Consider the following 18,017-nt stretch of genomic DNA (forward strand, 5'->3'; position numbering starts at 1 on the left):
CCAGCCTGGACGTTGTTTCGTGTCTGAATCTAAAGGGTAACTATGCAGTAATCATAAACATCATCGTGAAAGACGAAAGAGAGGTTACGCTATGTTAACACAGGTCAGCATTTTTATTATTGCTATCGCATTTGCAGTTCTCGTTATTTTCCTCATCAAAACGTTAAAAGCAGCACAAGGCTCTCTGGATAAGGTGACTCAAACCTTGCAGGATGTACAAAAAACGATAGATGAACTGAGTTATGAAGTAAAACAAACGGTTCGACATGCGAATGACATCACCGCAGACGTTGATCATAAATTGAAGCAAGTGGAGCCAGTGATGGAATCGGTTAGAAACTTGGGAGAGGTACTCAGTGAAGTGACGCTGGCTGCCAAGCAGGCTTCAACAGCGTTAATGACACGGTTTCAGAAATCGCATAGCGCTGCGAGTAATACTTCCAGAACAGATCACGCGATCAAGGCAACGACACCGAATAGACCTTTGACCGCAACGGAGCGGACGGTTCAGAGCTACAATGCGACTTATGAGGAGCCTGCGGCCAAACCGGGTAAAAACTGGTTGGGTTATGTAGACATCGCTGCTGGAGTGTGGCAGAAAATGCGTCAGTAGCATAGTGGCTGAACCGTAAACTACAGGAAATTCATTGAAAGGGTGAGATTTATGATGAAGACGTTATTACTAGCTGCTGGTTTGCTCACTCCCTTTTCCGGACAGGATACGGTTCAGCAAACCGTTTCCCCGCAAACAGCGGGGCATATGGTTAGGACTGTACAGACGATACCCGCTCCACATGCTGTACCAGCAGATTTTCATACCTTAAATGGCATATCTTTGGATGACACCCGTGCGGATGTGTTGAAGAAGCTAGGCAAGCCACAACGAGTCAAAAAGGATATGCTGCTGCTTTCTACAGAATACCAATATCCAGATGTTGTTGTAGGTATGCGTGAGGACGTCGTTTCTTATGTGCATGTAGATCCTGCTGCTGGTCGAATCAAGGTAAATGATAAGTGGCTGCCGCTGCAACGGAAAACGCTGGATCAGGCGCTGGGTGGCTCGCAATTCACGGCGGAAGACGGAGAGGTCTATGTACGCGGACAACGTGCAATCAAAGTGTTTATGGATGAGACGTCTGATAAACCTAAGTATGTTGAGTTTTTTGATGAAACGGAGTGGTAATCGATTTTTTTTGAGGCGTGACATAACATGGAAGTTTCAAATGGATATGTGAAGTGTAATAGTCAGAGAAGTCAATCCTTAAAGGAGCGTGAGAAACATGAATCAGACCAATCATAAATCTTATGCCAAAGTGGTAGATAACGGTGTACAAGCCGTTGAAGCAGTAAATGAGTTGCGTAACACGGGCTATCGTTATGAGGATGTGTTCGTGCTCGCTCATGATCAGGATCGGACAGATCGTATTGCCGATACGGTGGATGCTAAGGAAATCGGGATTAAGGAAGAGGGCGTTTTCGATTCATTAGCCAACTTGTTCCGTTCCCGTGGCGATGAGCTTCGCGCTAAAATTACTTCTTTGGGATTTACAGATACCGAAGCTGACTTTTATGAAAAAGAACTGGATCAGGGTAAAGTGCTGGTCATTGCTAAAAAAGCGTGATATTGCTGTTCACCATAAAAGCTGAGTGACATTAGATTCGAAAAAGAGGAAGTTGACCGCACCACAAGTGTTTCGCGGGTCCTCCAAAAACATAGATAAGGAATGGGGTTTTAGCCTCATTCCTTATCTATGTTTTTGGAATGCCTTCTTACGGAAACACTACTTCCAATCAACAAGGGTGTTGCCGTATAAGCAGGTATAGTATAATACATGAGTTACAGATAAGGAGAGGCCAATGAGAATTCTAATTGTTGACGATAACCCGACGAATGTCATTATTATTCGTGAAATACTGAAAAAAGAAAATTATCGGGATGTGATCTCTGCTAGCTCGGCCGCAGAAATGTTGGAGCATCTGGGAATCGGCGACCGTACCATTAGTCTCAGGCCCCGTCCTTCAGATATTGATCTGGTGTTGCTGGATATGATGATGCCTGAAATGGACGGCATTGAAGCTTGCAGTATTGTACAGGAATATGAGCATTTAAAAGATATCCCGATTATTATGGTAACGGCGGTAGGCGATTCCAAAAAATTGGCCGAAGCTCTAGATGTGGGAGCCGTCGATTACGTCACGAAGCCAATCAACAAGGTAGAGCTCATGGCGCGAATCCGGTCTGCCTTGCGTCTCAAACAGGAGAAGGATTGGCATAAGGATCGGGATCAGCGAATTCAGGATGAGTTGAAGCTGGCCGCGATGGTGCAGCAGGCGGTGCTTAGCCCTGCCATCCATGACCCAGTGCTGCAAGTGAATGCGCTCTATCAGCCTTCCTTTGAACTGGCAGGGGATTTATATTCATGGTATCCGTTAGGGGAGGGGCGATATGCCATCATTTTGCTTGATATGATGGGGCATGGCATTTCTTCCTCGCTGTTCTGCATGTTCATTGCGTCTGTACTTAAGGATACGGTGACCACATATGTGGAGCCTGAGAAAGTCATACAAGAGCTGAATCGGCGTTTTAACCAACTGGATCTGGGCAAGCAGCTGGTACAGTATTATTTTACGGCGATTTATATGGTGATTGATACCCGTTCACGGCGAATTGACTATGTAAATGCGGGACATCCTCCCGGTTTGCTGTTCAACCAGGATGGCAGCATTACCAAATTTGACCGTGCATGTAGCCCGGTTGGTTTGTTTGATAAGATTGATGCAGAAATGCACACGATTCATTATGAAGGAACTGGACATATCGCTTTGTATACGGATGGTTTGCTGGAAGCGGTGGAAGGTGAATATGAGGAGCAGTTGGAGTATCTGACTGAGTGTCTACGTAAGTATGAGGAATGGAACGAAGAAGCGATGCTGGATGCATTTTTTCGTAATGAGACGCCACAGGATCGCGATGATGATAAGTGCCTGATCTGGATTTCATTGAAAGAGGGAGAGAGCTTGCATGAAAATCAGAAATAAACTGCTGATCGGCTTTGGATCGCTTATGGCGATCCTCCTTGTGCTGACGCTAATCAGCTATGACCGTATGGGGAACCTGAATGAGCAGCTGAATCAGGTTTACCAGGACCGATATGTGAAGGTCCGGAAAACAACGGCTATTCGTGGTCAGGTGAATGATATGGCTAAAGTTATGGCCAACCTGATTTTAAATCCGGGCTCCTCCGTCGGCGAGGCCAAACGTGAGCTTGATGATATTTCTGCTACTGGAACGAAAGTGCTGGCAAGTTTGCAAACAAATTCAGGCACCAGTGAAGAGCAGCAGCAGGTTGATCGGGTAGCCGTCGCCTGGAATGAATTTCTAAGTTACGAACAAAGGTTAGTTTCCTTACTGGGACAAGATCGCATTGATGAGGCTAACGCTTTCCGCAATAGTACTGGTTTGCCTGCTCAAGAGGAGGCAATGGATAGCATTAATGCCCTTGCCGTTTTTCAGGATCGGGAGATTGATAACGACATGAAGCAAGCCAACCAGGCTTATGAGGAATCTGTGCAGATTACCACAATTCTGATGGCCGCCGGTCTGATCATGGGCTTACTGGTTATTTTGTGGGTGCTCCCAAGCATTGCCAAAGGTCTAAATATCGTTAATCTCATGATTAATGGTTTTGGCAAGGGGAAATACAGGGCCATTAGCCGAATGAGTGTTTCTTCCAAGGATGAAATCGGGGAGGTCGCTCGTGTATTTCAACAAATGGCCGGAGACTTGGAAGAAAAGCGGAGATTTGAGCATTCTGTCCTTCAAACGCAGAAGGATCAAACTTGGCTTAATGCCAATACTGCTCGGGTAACTGAGCTGTTCCGTGGTGTGAATTCACTGGAGCAGGTTGCTCAGATGTTCATTAGTGAGTTTACGCCCATCTTGGGAGGTAGCTATGGAGCCATCTATTTGCAAGGGAAAGATGTAGAAGACAACCGTTTTAAGTTATACGGTTCCTATGCAAAGGTGACTGGCGAAAATTCGATTAGGGACGTTATCCATGTGGGCGAAGGCTTGCTCGGACAATGTGTTCTGGATCGTAAGCCGATCTTGATTACAGAGGCTCCTGACGGATATTTGTCCATAGGCTCTGCCTTAGGAGAAAGTAAGCCCGTGGGAATTATGATTTTTCCTATTTTGTTCGAGGATGAGTGTATCGGTGCTGTAGAAATAGCGTCACTGGATCGCTTCAGTGATCTGGAAACGAAGCTGTTTGCTCAATTAGTAGAGAGCTTGGGGATCATTCTGAACAACATCAAGGGACGGATGCGTGTAGAGCAATTGCTGCGCGAATCTCAGGCACTTACTGAGGAATTGCAATGCCAATCCGAAGAACTACAAACTCAGCAAGAGGAACTCAAGCGCTCCAACGAAAATTTGGAGGAGCAAACAGAAGAACTCAAGCGTTCAGAGGAATTGTTACAACGTCAACAAGAAGAATTGGAGCATTTTAATACTGAACTGATTGCCAAAACTAGAGCGCTAGAAGAACAGGTTCGAGAAGTAGAAGAAAAGAACGATGAGATCGAACGTGCACGAGCTCAGTTGGAGCAACAGGCAATGCAGCTAGGAATCACCAGCAAATACAAATCCGAGTTTTTGGCCAATATGTCTCATGAGCTGCGTACTCCGCTAAATAGCTTGCTTATTCTTTCTCAGCTCTTGTCTGAGAACAAGGAAGGCAATCTTAAGCCAAAGCAAGTGGAATATGCACAAACCATTTATATGTCAGGCGCCGATTTGTTGAAAATGATTGATGAAATTCTGGATTTATCCAAAGTGGACGCTGGAAAAATGGATATTAACCATGAAGCGGTCCACTTGAAGGAACTGGAACTGTTTGTGGAGCAGAATTTTGCTCCGGTCGCAGCCCAACGTGAGCTTCAACTGCATACCGAAATCGAAGAGAACCTGCCAGATGCCATTATCAGTGACGGTTATCGTCTCAAACAAATTTTACGTAATTTGCTGTCCAATGCGTTTAAGTTCACCACGGAAGGTTCTATTAGTTTCAATGTATCCCGTGCAAACGGAGAGCAGCTTCCTGGTCTGCTAAATCCACGAAGATCCTATCTGGCTCTATCTGTGCGTGATACGGGCATTGGGATTGCTTCCGATAAAACGGATCTGATCTTCGAAGCCTTCCAGCAGGTAGACGGTACAACCAGCCGGAAGTACGGGGGCACAGGACTAGGTCTGTCGATCAGCCGCGAGCTTTCCAGATTGTTGGGCGGCGTTATTACGGTAGAATCCGAGCAGGGACAGGGCAGTTGCTTCACACTGTATTTGCCGGAACAAACGCCAACGGCTGAAGATATGGATTCTCATTCGAGAGAGGAATTTAACGGTACGGTTGTGAATTCGGATTTTGAGAATGTCGCAGACTCGGCAGAAACGGATCTTCCCATGATTATGCCTGCTAAACGGTTGCCATTATATCAGATGCCTTCGAAAAACAAAGCGGCGGACATTATTCATCCGGGGGACGACCGAAACGAGATTACCTCACAGGATAAAGTGCTGCTGATTATTGAGGATGATATTAATTTTGCTAATATTTTGTACGATATGGCCCGTAGCCGGGGCTTTAAGGCCCTGATCGCTCTCCAAGGAGACGATGGGCTCAACATGGCTCAGTCTTATTTGCCGGACGCTATTATATTAGATATTCAATTACCTGTGATGGATGGCTGGTCTATTTTGGGCGAGCTAAAAGGAAATTCATCGACACGTCATATTCCAGTGCATGTTATTTCGGTCATAGATGATGTGAAGCAGGGCTTGATGATGGGCGCGATTGCCTATCTCAAAAAGCCATCTTCGAAGGAAAGTCTGGATAAAGCATTTTCACATATCAAATCGTATACGGACCAAATGGTCAAACGTCTCCTTGTGGTTGAAGATGATGATAATCAGCGTAAATCCATTATTGAGCTGATCGATCATGATGATGTTGCCATTACGGCGGTATCGACAGGTCAGGAAGCACTAAATGAGCTGGCTACCCAGCGGTATGACTGCATGGTACTGGATCTGATGCTGAGCGATATGACTGGTTTTGAACTGCTGGATCGTATTCGAGAGAATGAGCAGCTAACTGATCTGCCGATCATTATTTATACAGGCAAAGATCTGGATAGCAAAGAAGAAACGCAACTTCGTAAATATGCAGAGTCTATTATTATTAAGGATGTTAAATCGCCGGAACGGCTTTTGGACGAAACAACGTTGTTCTTGCATCGTGTAGAGGCGAACCTTCCTGAGGACAAACGCAAAATTTTGCAGAAGCTATACAACAAGGAAGAGCTGTTTGAAGGTAAGAAAATATTGTTGGTAGACGATGATATTCGCAATGTATTTGCTCTGTCTAGTGTGCTGGAAAGCTATCGTATGGAGGTTACCTTTGCGGAAAATGGAAGAGAAGCACTGGAACTGCTGGAACAGACACCTGATTTTGATCTGGTGCTGATGGATATGATGATGCCGGAAATGGATGGATATGAAGCGATGCGACGTATCCGGCTAATGCCACAATTCGAGAAGATGCCTATTATTGCCCTGACAGCCAAGGCCATGAAGGATGATCGTTCCAAGTGTATTGAGGCAGGCGCTTCCGATTATGTGAAAAAACCGATTCAAACCGAACAGCTTTTATCATTAATGCGGGTGTGGTTGTATTCGTAACCCAAAAAAATGGGTAATATAAATCGACACATGATTGGAGCGGCATAGGCAAAACCTATTTAGGAATTGGAGAGAGATTATGACATCTAAGGATATGGCGGATAATGCTGCTAATGAAGTGAAATCGAATGATACTGAGCGGGAATTGATTGAGATTGAGCTGTTGCTGGAAGGTATACATCGGCTGTACGGCTACGATTTTCGTAACTATGCTCTGCCTTCGATTAAGCGGCGTGTTTATTATCATGCGCAGTCCGAGAACGTAAGCACGATATCAGGACTTCAGGAGAAGGTGCTGCATGATCGCAGCGCCTTCGATAGACTGGTACAAAGCCTTTCCATTCCGGTGACCGAGATGTTCCGTGACCCGGAGCTGTTTCTAAATTTCAGGCAGAAAATCATTCCTATTTTGCGAACGTATCCGTACATTCGAATCTGGCATGCAGGTTGTTCCACTGGTGAGGAAGTATATTCTATGGCGATCTTGCTGCATGAAGAAGGCTTATATGATAAGGCTCGCATTTATGCGACGGATATGAATAACCTGTCTTTACAGCAGGCGAAGGAAGGCGTATACGGGATCGACCGAATGAAGCTGTATACCAAAAATTATTTGGAGTCCGGGGGAACACAATCGTTCTCTGAGTATTATACAGCCAAGTATGATTCAGTGATGTTTCATCCTTTTTTACGGAAGAATATTATTTTTGCGGAGCACAACTTAGCGACAGACCGGTCCTTTAACGAGTTCAATGTGATTTTTTGCCGGAATGTCATGATCTATTTTAACGACGAACTTCGCAACCATGTACATGGGTTGTTTTATGATAGCTTAAGTCATTTTGGTGTGTTGGTGCTTGGGGCCAAGGAATCCATACATTTTACCGATTATAGTGATTCCTACGAGCCGCTGGACCGGATAGAAAAAATATACCGGAAGATTAAATAGAGATGCTTAGGAGGATTCCATGGGGCTTCATGAACCGATTCATATATTGCTGGTAGATGACAGACCTGAGAACCTGCTCGCTCTTGAGGCGGTGCTGGAGAGTGAACAATATAATCTGGTAAAAGCCACATCCGGGGAAGAAGCGCTGCGATGTCTATTAAAAGATGAATTCGCACTTGTAGTCCTTGATGTGCAGATGCCGGGTATGGATGGAATTGAGACTGCAAAGTTAATCAAGGCCAGAGAGAAAACAAAGGATATTCCGATTATCTTTATTTCAGCTAACAGCAAGGAAGCTGAGCATTTGTTTGCGGGATATTCAGCCGGTGGTATTGATTATATGGTGAAGCCGTTCATCCCTCAAATTCTCAAGTCCAAAATTGAAGGCTTCGTGCAAATGTATCTGACAAACAAACGCTTGAAGACACAATCCATGCTGCTTCACCACAAGACGCAGGAGCTTGAGAAGATGAACAGCGAACTGATTGCCGCCAAGGAGGCAGCAGAGATTGCTGCCAATGCCAAAACGGAATTTCTGGCAATGATGAGCCATGAAATCCGCACACCTATGAACGGCGTCATTGGCATGATTGATTTGCTGATGGAGACGGAGCTGCAAAGCGACCAACAGGAATATGCCGATATCATCCGTCGTAGTGCAGACGCGCTGGTAGCAGTCATTAATGATATTCTGGACTTCACTAAGCTGGAGTCAGGCAAAATGGAGGTAGAGGAATATCCTTTTGATCTGGTTTCCTGTATCAAGGAAGTTTTCAGCCTATTTACGGTAGAGGTGAACCGAAAGAACTTGGAACTGGTTTATTTCCTCGATGAACAGATGCCTCCTGTGTTATATGGAGATATGGGAAGATTGCGTCAAGTATTGATTAACCTGGTATCCAATGCCGTCAAATTTACAGATCGGGGCGGGGTGTATGTCTTCGCATCTGTCAAAGAGCAAAGCGACAATGGACTTACCGTTGAGTTTTCTGTGAAGGATACAGGCATTGGTATTGATCCCGCTAAGGTTGGAAGGCTGTTTCAGCCCTTTTCCCAACTGGATTCTTCGATGACGCGTAAATATGGTGGAACCGGGTTAGGACTCGCCATTTGTAAAACCTTAGTGAATATGATGGGCGGAGATATCCGCGTAGATACGAGCGGAGAACAAGGCGTGACGTTTCATTTTACAATGAAGCTTGGTTTTGCTGAGGAAAATGAACTGGAGGGGGAGTCCAGCCACGATTGGGAAATTCCACATCAGGAGTCTCCAAGTCGTAAACCTGTACTGGTGGTGGATGACCATCCGATCAACCAGAAGCTAATGGTTAATATACTGGATAAGCTCGGTTTAGCTTCAGATGTGGCAGCAGATGGGCAACAGGCGCTTGATATGGTCATGGCGAATCACGACTATGACTATATCTTTATGGACTTGCAGATGCCCGTGATGGACGGTCTGGAATGTACGGGTAGAATGCGTAAACAATTGGCGGGAAGATCCCAACCTGCCATTATCGCCATGACGGCTAACGTCATGGAGGGTATTCAGCCTCGATGTATTGAAGCTGGGATGAACGATTATATTAGTAAGCCCGTTAAAATCAGCAGTGTAAAACAGGCGTTGCTACGGCATTCTCCGGACCATTTTCCAATGCAGCCGGGTAAAGATCAAATCAATGAAGCCTAGATGGTGGCATTTGGTAGTATTTAAAAAGTTATACCGTGATTCAAACGCTCGTATAATGGGTTAGTATGTAGGGAAATCTTTTTTCGGGAGAGTAGGCCTATGAATACAAATAAAAATGAGAAATTTAATGCAATTACAGAAACAACCGATGGCGTAAATACCGTTTATCTGAGTGGAGAGTTGGATCTTTCGGTAGCACCTGATTTTCGTCTGGTGATGGAGCCTTTGGTGGGGGAGTCCAGCCAAGATTTGATTATTAACTTGAGAGACCTTAAATACATTGACAGCACGGGTATTGGTATCTTGTTATCCATTTTAAAAGCAAGGCATGGGATGGAGTCTCACTTTGCTGTTCAAGAGGTACCGCCTCAAATTCAAAAGCTGTTTGATATGACCGGTATTGCCAAATTCTTTGTCCCCCAGGAGAATTCCCAATAGGAAAGGAAAGAAAAAGAAATGAATGCTCAAATTCAAAAAGTAGTTCTTAATTTACCGGCAACTGCTGACTTTGTTGATATTGTAAGATTAAATTTATACGGTATTGCCGCGAAAATGGGATTCTCTTATGAGGATATTGAAGACATGAAAGTGGCTGTATCGGAAGCCTGTAATAACTCTGTCCTTTATGCATATGGTCATGAGGGGGGAGTCGTGGAAGTAACATTCGAATTTGATGAAGCTTCGTTGTCCATTCGTGTCAAAGATGAAGGGGAGAGCTTTGAACGTGTGGAGGACCCGTCCCGTATCGCATCCTTGCATGACAAGGAGTTGAATGATGCGCAGATAGGCGGATTAGGCTTTTATCTCATGCAGGCGCTTATGGACGATGTCCATATCTTGAATGAGACAGGAAAAGGCACCGAAGTGGTGCTGGTAAAGCGCCTGACCAGAAGTGAGGAAAGAGTATGAATGAAAAGGTAACTCCCCCGGAGTCGATGGATGAAGCCGTTGGTCTAATCTGGGAGTACCAGCAAACAAAAGATAACGAGATTGCTACCGTGCTGATCCGCAAGTATGAGCCAATGGTCAAGATGGCTGCCGGGAAGATCTCCCGTAACCGTCCGGACTTATACGAGGATTTATATCAGACCGGTCAGATGGCTTTGATACGTCTGCTTCAGCAATACGATATCAGCTTGGGTATCCCATTTGAACCGTATGCTATGAAAAGTATGTTGGGACATATGAAAAATTATTTGCGCGACAAATCCTGGTACATCCAGGTTCCTCGCCGTATTAAGGAAAAGGGTGCGCTTGTTCAACATGCTATTGATGAACTAACCGTTAAATTGGAACGCTCACCCAATGTGGATGAGATTGCGACCTATTTGGATCTTACCGTGGAAGAAACGATTGAGGTGCTTGCAGGCCGTGAGTGCTATCACTATGTTTCACTGGACTCGCCTTTATCCCAGGAAGAGAGTGCAGCTACGTTAGGCGAGCTCATTAGTTCGGATGCTAACGATTATGACACTGTGGAAAAACGAATGGATTTGCAGCAGGCTTTAAGCCAACTGAAGGAGCAGGAACAAAAGGTGCTTCTTCTGGCATTTCAGGACGGTCAATCTCAACGTGCGATTGCACAGACGTTGGGCGTATCGCAGATGAGCGTTTCCCGTATTCAGAAGCGGGCAACGGAAAAGCTGAAGCAGATTATGTCTAATTCCTCTATTTCATGAGAAGACCGCGGAATTCTTGGCTTAACATATTTGACGTCACATCGTAAGGACACGTTATTCCGATATGGGAAGCGTGTCCTTTTTATAAAGCGAAAAAGGTTGGGAGGAAGGTTGGAATCCATGACAGCATTTGAACAGATTTCTTCCTTTCGTGGAGGATGGGAATGGTGGGACATCAGTGCTGGGAATTGGCAAGATTCGGTCATACAGCACTTGAAGGAGAAGCTCCCAGAAGCCGCAGAATGGCTGGACAAGGTAGAGGACATTCCATCCAGCTTTATATCTGTGCGCTTTCCAGATGGCAATCAGCCCTTAATGTACGGGTCGTTGATTTACTCCGTTCAGGAGGAGATCGACAGTCAGCGTAATTGCAATAAGTTTTATTTTCTGGTTCTAAACCAAAAGTTAGTGACTTTAAATTTGGATCAAAATACCCGTGAAATCATGCACACCGCGGAACGCCAAAAAATGCTGGAACAGTGTGAGGATGCCGCTGATGGCATGTTTGTATTGGCGAGAGCCGTGCTTCATTATTTTCATACAGGTATGGATAAGTTCGAGATCAACCTGAGAAGACTGGAAGAGGAGATGGAGAAAAGGAATGCCCGTACGCTGATGGATTCTATATTGAATGCACGTTTCGAGCTGTTGTATTGGAGCAATATGTTCATTCCTTTTTCAGAGCTGGTGACGGCTTCTCGGGAGGCATATCTGGATCAACTGGAGGAGAATCGTTTTTTTAAGCAGTTACTTTACCGTGTTACTCGGATGGAAGGACTTTTCCTGCATTATGAAAAGGAAATCGACACATTGATCTCCATTGACGACGCCATTTCCGCATTTAGAGGGAATGAGATTACGAAGACGCTCACCATTGTCACCGCCGTATTTACACCAGCAACCGTAGTGGGCGCTATATGGGGCATGAACTTTGAAAATATGCCTTGGATTAAAACAGGCTGGGGTTTTACCACCGTGATTATTGCCACATTGCTAAGTATGGCGGGAATGTACGGCTGGCTGATGATGAAGGGGTGGACAGGAGACTTATTGAAGGCTAACAAGCGCAACAAATTGTAGCGGCTGATTACAGTCGTTACAATTTAAAAATAAAAAACGATCCATCGTAACTGGAGGCTCTTTGAGGAGTCTATTACCGGTTACGATGGATCGTTTTTAAATGTGATAGGGATAATTACTTAGTACCTTGGCTCATTTTGATATATCCTAATAATTCGGCGATGAAATCTCCGATGACCGGAAGATTTAATTGCACTAGGAAACTGAGCAACCAAGCGAGCAAGGCGAGTATGACCACTGTACCCAGCGTAAGACCGAGACCACGTGCAATGCCTGCGGTCAGATTGCTCATAATTCTTCTTTTAGTGCTGGAGTAGTTCTCCAGAATATCTTTGAATTCTGCTCTTTCGAGCGTATCTGCTATTTGATCTAAGCGTTTGTTAAGCCGCTTGACCTCATGGCGCAGCTCAAAAGGATGCTCATTTACATCAAAGTCTCTCTCCTGATCATGTGTTTTAACATGATTATGAGTAGAAGAAGTCTGCTTGGATGAAACTTCATCTGGCTGATCTTGAGCCTGTAGGGGATGAAAGGTTCTTTTGTTGTTCGCGGTAAGATCATCTCCATATGAATTTGGCTTGTTCATTGTCATCCCAGCCTTTCTATCATTTAAAAACAGCCAGCTTCTTGCATGCTGGCTGTTCAGTGTAGGGCTTATTTTTTTGCCATCAGAATGTGTAGCTATTAGGAATTAGCATTCAATTGTTTCTGTGTATCCTTGGCCGCCTGAGCCGTTGCATCCATAACTTCTTTATCCGCTTTGGCTGCTTCATTAGCGACATCTGCAGAAGCTTTGGTTACGCTGGATACGATGTTGTCTTTACTTTCGGATACCGTTTTGGCTACATCTGCTGTTTTGGTGGAAACGGTTTTGGCCAAATCTGTCGCTTTGCTGCTCACTACAGATGCCACGTCCTTTGTTTTATCGGAGACGACTGTAATTTTATCAGACAGATCACTACGCAAATCACGACCCGGCTTCGGCGCGAACAGCAGGGCTGCGGCAGCACCAATCAAACCTCCAATAAATAAACCTTTTGCAAAACCTGAAGTACTTGCCATATTTTGATTGTCAATGTTACTCATGTTATATCACTCCTCTTATAGAATTAAAGAATAAAAAATATATATAAAATTTTAGGTAGCCCTTCTTAATAGCCTGGACGCCAGTCCGAGCAAGAACACGAACAATGCTGTTCCGAGTATGGCTGGAATGACTGCAAAATCTCCGATGACCGGGCCCCAGTCTCCCAATAGCATGACACCTAGCCAAGCTCCTACAAATCCAGCAATCATAGAGCCCGCAATGCCGCCAGGCATTTCATGACCAGCCAGTGCATCGCCAATCAATCCGATAATAATAGCCATTACAATACTTAGTACAATTCCCCACACAAGGATCGCCTCCCTTATCCTAAGTTCACAAAACCATAACGTTTTTGATGAATGCTGAGCTTCGATATTGCTGAGCCTTGCTTACTTCGTATATAAACGTCGTGACCCGGAGTGAAACAAAAAGCCGACTTAGACATTTACCGGTGGGGAGTGGAAGGAAGCTGCATGCGCGCTCGCCAATAGATCACAGGAACGGTAAACACCAGCCAAATTATACCTGCAATATAGCCACCCACAATATCTGTAGGAAAGTGAACGCCTAGATATACGCGGCTTAATCCAATCAAGAGAATCAGTAGTACACCCAGAGCGCACGGAAGAAAGAGCGAACGCCCACGAATCTTTCGTTCTATGGCCCAAATGGCAAATATCATTCCGAAAAATCCCATGGAAATCATCGCATGACCGCTGGGAAAACTATAACCCCCGGCTTCAACCAAATGTTGAAGTGACGGGCGTTCCCGTTGCAAAATTTCCTTAATGAGCGTATTCAGCACCCACATCGCCGTAAAGCTGCTTAGGATCGCAAAGGAATAAGCTTTTGAACGAAGACTGACCCAACACAAGGTAGCGGCACCGAGGGCGATGATCAACGACATGCGGAATGAACCGAAAGATGTAATGAATATAGCGATGGTTAGGAGTTGGTAACGAGCAGCTGCAGTGTCTGGAAAAATGGCATCCTGTATGCGTTCATCCCAATATAGAAAAGGAGCTGTGCCAATCCACTTCACAGAGTAGGCGATGAGAAGCAACACAGCGATCATGATAATAGATGCATACAGACTACGGCGCAAATAGCTTGGTAGGAACCGGGATGGTTGGGGTTCATGAGATAGCATATGTAATAAATCTCCTCCTTATGGCTGTGATAGATTCAATTTTTCGTACTATTAACTTAACTAATAATGAACTTAAGAGCAAAACCCGACGGAGACGACAGGCTGATTGAGGCATATAAGCCCGGGGTAAAGGGATCGTATCACAGCGTTTGTAATGCCAGGGCCGGAAGTGGAATAGTCATCACGAAGCAAAGCTGCTTTACGGAACTGTAATCCATGGAGGTGTTAAGGATGATTAAAATAGTGACATCGGCAGAAAGACATACCTCAAATAAAGGATGGATTCATAGTGAGTTTAGCTTTTCGTTTGCCGATTATGAAGATCCGAGCAATGCCCATTTTGGCTGTATGCTAGCCCATAATGATAACGAGCTTGAACCGCAGCAAGGCTTCAAAAGACATCCGCATCACGATTTGGAAATCGTCACCTACGTGATTGAAGGCCAATTGCATCATAGCGACAGCTTAGGACATGAGCAGGATTTGAAAAGCGGCTCGATCCAGGTTCTGAGTGCAGGCACCGGAATTGAACATGAAGAGCGAAATACTGGGGATGAAAGACCGGTTCGTTTTTTGCAAATGTGGTTTTTACCCGAGAGTCCTGGCATTCAGCCTTCTTATCAGGTGCAAAGATTCAAGCACAGTGAACGTCTAAATCGGCTTCAGCCTGTTGTGTCTGGTTCAGAAGTGGAGGGAGCGTTATCCATCGCGCAGGATATAAATCTGTATCTGAGCAGATTGGAAAAAGGACAGCAGCTTGAATATCCGCAGCAAGAGGAGCGCCGCACCCATATTTATGTAGTTAGCGGTCATGTGGAAATTACGTGCCAGGATGGAGATTTTCAGTTAGGACCTGGTGACGCCGCGCGAATTCAAAAAAGCTGTTCCTTAAAAATACTAGCTACAGGTAATGAGGATATATCTGAATTGGTGTTAGCGGATTTGCCTTGAAGCATCTTTGAGTGAGTGAAGAAGTGTATGAAAATCCGTATATGCAATCGAGAAAATAAAGCTCGTATCCCGTTGCACGTCTGTTGAGACGACCGGAGATACGAGCTTTATTTACGGTGACAGGGCACTATCATGAAGGCTGTTGTTCATGATGATAGGTTGTAATACAGCTAAGCTGTATTCCTATAAGCTATTCAGGAGGATTTGCGTAATCTGCCCAGTTCAGAAACAATAGCTTCAACCTCTGAAATGCTCAGGTTAGGCTTGCTTATCACCATATCATAGACATCATGGATGTCCTCGTATTGCTCCAGCGAGAAAGCGGATGCCTGCATAGCAGCACCACTCGCCATACGGAGCTTGGTTTTAATACCCTCAATCATATACTCAATGTTGGCATGAGACGGTACAGACAAATCCATCGTTAATTTTCCATCCTTTCATAACAGGGGAAGTTGCCTGTATTGTATCATGTTTTTGTTGTAGAATGTACTGAAAGCCAGATTACTGATATACAACCGAATCAAGGAGGATGGACAAAGTTGTCTTTGTATAATCGAGCTTCCGCACCCGGTCGCTCGTCCTTAGAACATAATGTAAAGAAAACAGATCGAGATGGACTCGCGCCGTTTTTCCGAGAAATTTATCAACAGCATGCTATAGATAAGTTGACTTTTGTTTGCATCGGTACAGATCGCTCATCGGGTGATTCACTCGGGCCACTGGTAGGCACCATGCTCAAGGAGCAAGGCTTTCCGCACGTGATTGGCACAATGACGGAGCCCTGCGATGCAGATCATCTGGTTTCATACTTGGAGTGCATTCCCCAAGATCATCATGTGATCGCCATAGATGCTTGTCTTGGACAGCACGGCTCAACGGGAATGTTTCTTATTGCGCGTGAACCGCTAACTCCTGCGCGATCGGTGGGGCTGTCTCTGCCGTCTGTTGGTCATTATAGTGTTGCAGCGATTGTGAATGAGCGCAGTCCCAAACCCTATTGGACACTCCAAATGACGTCGCTTCACTTGGTCATGACCATGGCTGCGCATATTGCTAATGCGGCGGCTTATGAATTTGGTTTAAAAACAGCTTCGCAAGATTTTCCAGAGGGTTACCGTTTCAGATATTGATGGTCTGCTTAATAATATACATCAGCATGTTCTACTCACTAATATATTCAGATCCAATAGATTATATACAGAGAAGGAAGGGTTCCACATGGAAAAGGTATTATGCGAAGGAACGACGATCTGCTATGCCGAACAGGGAAAAGGAGATCCGATCATTCTATTGCACGGATTTTGCGGAAGTTCTTCCTACTGGGATGAGGTTGTTCCCTTGCTATCCCAAAGCTATCGTTGTATTGTTCCAGACTTGCGTGGACACGGACGCAGCGATGCTCCACTAGGAGCCTATACTATTGATCAAATGGCAGATGATGTGCTTAAACTTCAAGAACAATTGGACATTCCTCAGGCTGCCTGGTTTGGTCACTCCCTAGGAGGCTATCTTGCCCTTTCGGCAGTGCAGAGACATGCAGAGCGCCTGACAGCCTTTGGACTGATTCATTCTACAGCATATGCAGATACGGATGAAGGTAAAGAAAAGCGGAATAAGGCTGTATCCACCATCCAAACGGAGGGGATTACGACCTTTGTAGATGGACTCGTACCGGGACTGTTTGCTCCTGATCATGTGGAGTCAATGTCCAGCCAATTACTTAAAGTCAAAGAAATTGGCTACAAAACACCACCACAAGGAGCCGTAGGAGCATCATTGGCTATGCGCGAGCGTACTGATCGGCGGGATGTGTTGTCGGCTTCTGCATTGCCAGCCCTTTTAGTAGCGGGTGAGCAGGATCAGGCGGTTCCTCCAGCGCGGACGTTTACAACAGATCGGGCCGGAGTAACTCAGGTTACCCTACCGGAAGCAGGTCACATGAGCCTGTTCGAGGCACCGGAGTTATTAGCGAACACCATCTTGACATTTTTAGAGCAAAACTTGAAAAGGTAGACTAAGGTAAGCCCAAAAACCGGAACCTTCTGATGTGATAAACAGAAGGTTCCGGTTTTTGGGTAGTCAATTATTTAGGTGTGTAAGGTGTCTAATTTATATTGCTTTTGTTAAAGGCAAACGCTGTCGGCAAACCGTCAATACTCTCCAGATTTTTCTCATAGGCATATTTTTTAAGTGCTTCTTCTCCCATCTGAATCGAGACTTCCTTCAGCTTTTCCCGTTCGTTCGTGTATGTCATGAAGGGAACCGCAAAACCACATGAATTCTGCACCATGTGAACGTCCACAACAATGATTTGTCTTGCGCCGGGAAGCGGGTTGAAGAGAGGGTACAGTTCATTCCATTGCTTAGTATCGGGCAGCGCGACGGTACCAGTACCATAGAGCTTTAGTACACTGGGAGCGCCCTCAAATGCACAAAACATGATTGTTACCCGTCCGTTCTCGATAATGTGGGCGCTTGTCTCGTTGCCGCTTCCCGCCAAGTCGAGATAGGCTACCCTTTGGTCCGATAGAATACGAAAGGAATCATATCCCTTGGGGGAAAGGTTAACGTGCCCTGTCTTGGATAGCGGTGCTGATCCTACAAAGAAAATGTGCTGCCGCTGTATAAACTCTTGATGTTCCGGTAATATCGAGCTAAATTGTTTACCCAAACTCCATCATCCTTT

At 45.2% G+C, this 18,017-nt stretch carries 20 protein-coding genes; 14 read left to right on the plus strand and 6 right to left on the minus strand.

From position 1 onward, the window contains the following. The first annotated feature begins 91 nt into the window (after positions 1-91). From MHB46_RS19075 to MHB46_RS19125, 11 genes are all read left to right on the plus strand, one after another. Positions 92-613, plus strand: coding sequence for a DUF948 domain-containing protein (locus tag MHB46_RS19075; RefSeq protein ID WP_069290384.1), 522 nt, complete (start codon positions 92-94; stop codon positions 611-613). Between the two features lie 51 nt (positions 614-664). Then, positions 665-1,183 (plus strand): hypothetical protein, encoded by a 519-nt coding sequence (locus tag MHB46_RS19080; RefSeq protein WP_028541848.1) that lies wholly within the window; start codon positions 665-667, stop codon positions 1,181-1,183. A 97-nt stretch (positions 1,184-1,280) separates the two neighbouring features. Then, entirely contained in the window at positions 1,281-1,622 is a 342-nt protein-coding gene (locus MHB46_RS19085) for a general stress protein (RefSeq protein ID WP_023990277.1), read from the plus strand. A 235-nt stretch (positions 1,623-1,857) separates the two neighbouring features. Further along, positions 1,858-3,039, plus strand: a complete 1,182-nt coding sequence (locus tag MHB46_RS19090; RefSeq protein WP_028541849.1) for a PP2C family protein-serine/threonine phosphatase — start codon at positions 1,858-1,860, stop codon at positions 3,037-3,039. Beyond that, positions 3,023-6,742 carry a response regulator gene (locus MHB46_RS19095; RefSeq protein ID WP_341163124.1) on the plus strand — a complete coding sequence of 1,240 codons (3,720 nt, stop codon included), beginning with the start codon at positions 3,023-3,025 and terminating at the stop codon, positions 6,740-6,742. Before MHB46_RS19090 ends, MHB46_RS19095 begins: the two co-directional genes overlap by 17 nt. Positions 6,743-6,821: 79 nt before the next feature. Next, complete coding sequence (locus MHB46_RS19100) at positions 6,822-7,691, plus strand: CheR family methyltransferase (RefSeq protein WP_023990274.1); 870 nt, start codon at positions 6,822-6,824, stop codon at positions 7,689-7,691. A gap of 19 nt (positions 7,692-7,710) precedes the next feature. Further along, the gene (locus MHB46_RS19105; protein ID WP_341163125.1) at positions 7,711-9,381 is read left to right on the plus strand and encodes a response regulator; all 1,671 of its coding nucleotides are present in this window, start codon (positions 7,711-7,713) and stop codon (positions 9,379-9,381) included. 99 nt (positions 9,382-9,480) lie between these two features. Next, the gene (locus MHB46_RS19110) at positions 9,481-9,819 is read left to right on the plus strand and encodes an STAS domain-containing protein (protein ID WP_220030189.1); all 339 of its coding nucleotides are present in this window, start codon (positions 9,481-9,483) and stop codon (positions 9,817-9,819) included. Between the two features lie 18 nt (positions 9,820-9,837). After that, positions 9,838-10,290, plus strand: a complete 453-nt coding sequence (rsbW, locus tag MHB46_RS19115) for an anti-sigma B factor RsbW (protein ID WP_061831463.1) — start codon at positions 9,838-9,840, stop codon at positions 10,288-10,290. After that, entirely contained in the window at positions 10,287-11,060 is a 774-nt protein-coding gene (locus tag MHB46_RS19120; RefSeq protein ID WP_013311929.1) for a sigma-70 family RNA polymerase sigma factor, read from the plus strand. Before rsbW ends, MHB46_RS19120 begins: the two co-directional genes overlap by 4 nt. A 120-nt stretch (positions 11,061-11,180) precedes the next feature. Beyond that, positions 11,181-12,140, plus strand: coding sequence for a magnesium transporter CorA family protein (locus MHB46_RS19125; RefSeq protein ID WP_165179366.1), 960 nt, complete (start codon positions 11,181-11,183; stop codon positions 12,138-12,140). 115 nt (positions 12,141-12,255) lie between these two features. On the opposite strand, the gene MHB46_RS19130 is transcribed toward MHB46_RS19125, so the two are convergent. The 4 genes from MHB46_RS19130 to MHB46_RS19145 form a co-directional block, all read right to left on the minus strand. Then, positions 12,256-12,732 carry a DUF5665 domain-containing protein gene (locus MHB46_RS19130; protein ID WP_165179367.1) on the minus strand — a complete coding sequence of 159 codons (477 nt, stop codon included), beginning with the start codon at positions 12,730-12,732 and terminating at the stop codon, positions 12,256-12,258. Positions 12,733-12,824: 92 nt separating this feature from the next. After that, positions 12,825-13,226: a YtxH domain-containing protein gene (locus MHB46_RS19135; RefSeq protein ID WP_023990268.1), complete on the minus strand. Its 402-nt coding sequence runs from the start codon at positions 13,224-13,226 to the stop codon at positions 12,825-12,827. A 51-nt stretch (positions 13,227-13,277) separates the two neighbouring features. Next, on the minus strand, positions 13,278-13,535 hold the full coding sequence (locus tag MHB46_RS19140; RefSeq protein ID WP_069011991.1) for a GlsB/YeaQ/YmgE family stress response membrane protein: 258 nt from the start codon (positions 13,533-13,535) through the stop codon (positions 13,278-13,280). Between the two features lie 137 nt (positions 13,536-13,672). After that, positions 13,673-14,377, minus strand: a complete 705-nt coding sequence (locus tag MHB46_RS19145; RefSeq protein WP_341163126.1) for a phosphatase PAP2 family protein — start codon at positions 14,375-14,377, stop codon at positions 13,673-13,675. Positions 14,378-14,608: 231 nt separating this feature from the next. Here MHB46_RS19145 and MHB46_RS19150 point away from each other — a divergent pair, with 231 nt between their 5' ends. Beyond that, on the plus strand, positions 14,609-15,328 hold the full coding sequence (locus tag MHB46_RS19150; RefSeq protein WP_341163127.1) for a pirin family protein: 720 nt from the start codon (positions 14,609-14,611) through the stop codon (positions 15,326-15,328). A gap of 194 nt (positions 15,329-15,522) precedes the next feature. Here MHB46_RS19150 and MHB46_RS19155 read toward each other — a convergent pair whose 3' ends face one another. Then, a complete protein-coding gene (locus MHB46_RS19155) occupies positions 15,523-15,750 on the minus strand; it encodes a DUF1128 domain-containing protein (RefSeq protein ID WP_013373034.1) in 228 nt (75 codons plus the stop codon). A 120-nt stretch (positions 15,751-15,870) separates the two neighbouring features. Here MHB46_RS19155 and yyaC point away from each other — a divergent pair, with 120 nt between their 5' ends. Together yyaC and MHB46_RS19165 are read left to right on the plus strand one after the other, a co-directional pair. Beyond that, positions 15,871-16,461 carry a spore protease YyaC gene (gene yyaC / locus MHB46_RS19160; RefSeq protein WP_341163128.1) on the plus strand — a complete coding sequence of 197 codons (591 nt, stop codon included), beginning with the start codon at positions 15,871-15,873 and terminating at the stop codon, positions 16,459-16,461. Between the two features lie 88 nt (positions 16,462-16,549). After that, the gene (locus MHB46_RS19165) at positions 16,550-17,344 is read left to right on the plus strand and encodes an alpha/beta fold hydrolase (protein ID WP_160789562.1); all 795 of its coding nucleotides are present in this window, start codon (positions 16,550-16,552) and stop codon (positions 17,342-17,344) included. Between the two features lie 91 nt (positions 17,345-17,435). Here MHB46_RS19165 and MHB46_RS19170 read toward each other — a convergent pair whose 3' ends face one another. Next, positions 17,436-18,002 carry a pyridoxamine 5'-phosphate oxidase family protein gene (locus MHB46_RS19170; RefSeq protein ID WP_341163129.1) on the minus strand — a complete coding sequence of 189 codons (567 nt, stop codon included), beginning with the start codon at positions 18,000-18,002 and terminating at the stop codon, positions 17,436-17,438. Positions 18,003-18,017: the final 15 nt, after the last annotated feature.

Origin of the sequence: Paenibacillus sp. FSL H7-0703 (assembly GCF_038003485.1) — a bacterium.
GTDB lineage: Bacteria > Bacillota > Bacilli > Paenibacillales > Paenibacillaceae > Paenibacillus > Paenibacillus polymyxa_B.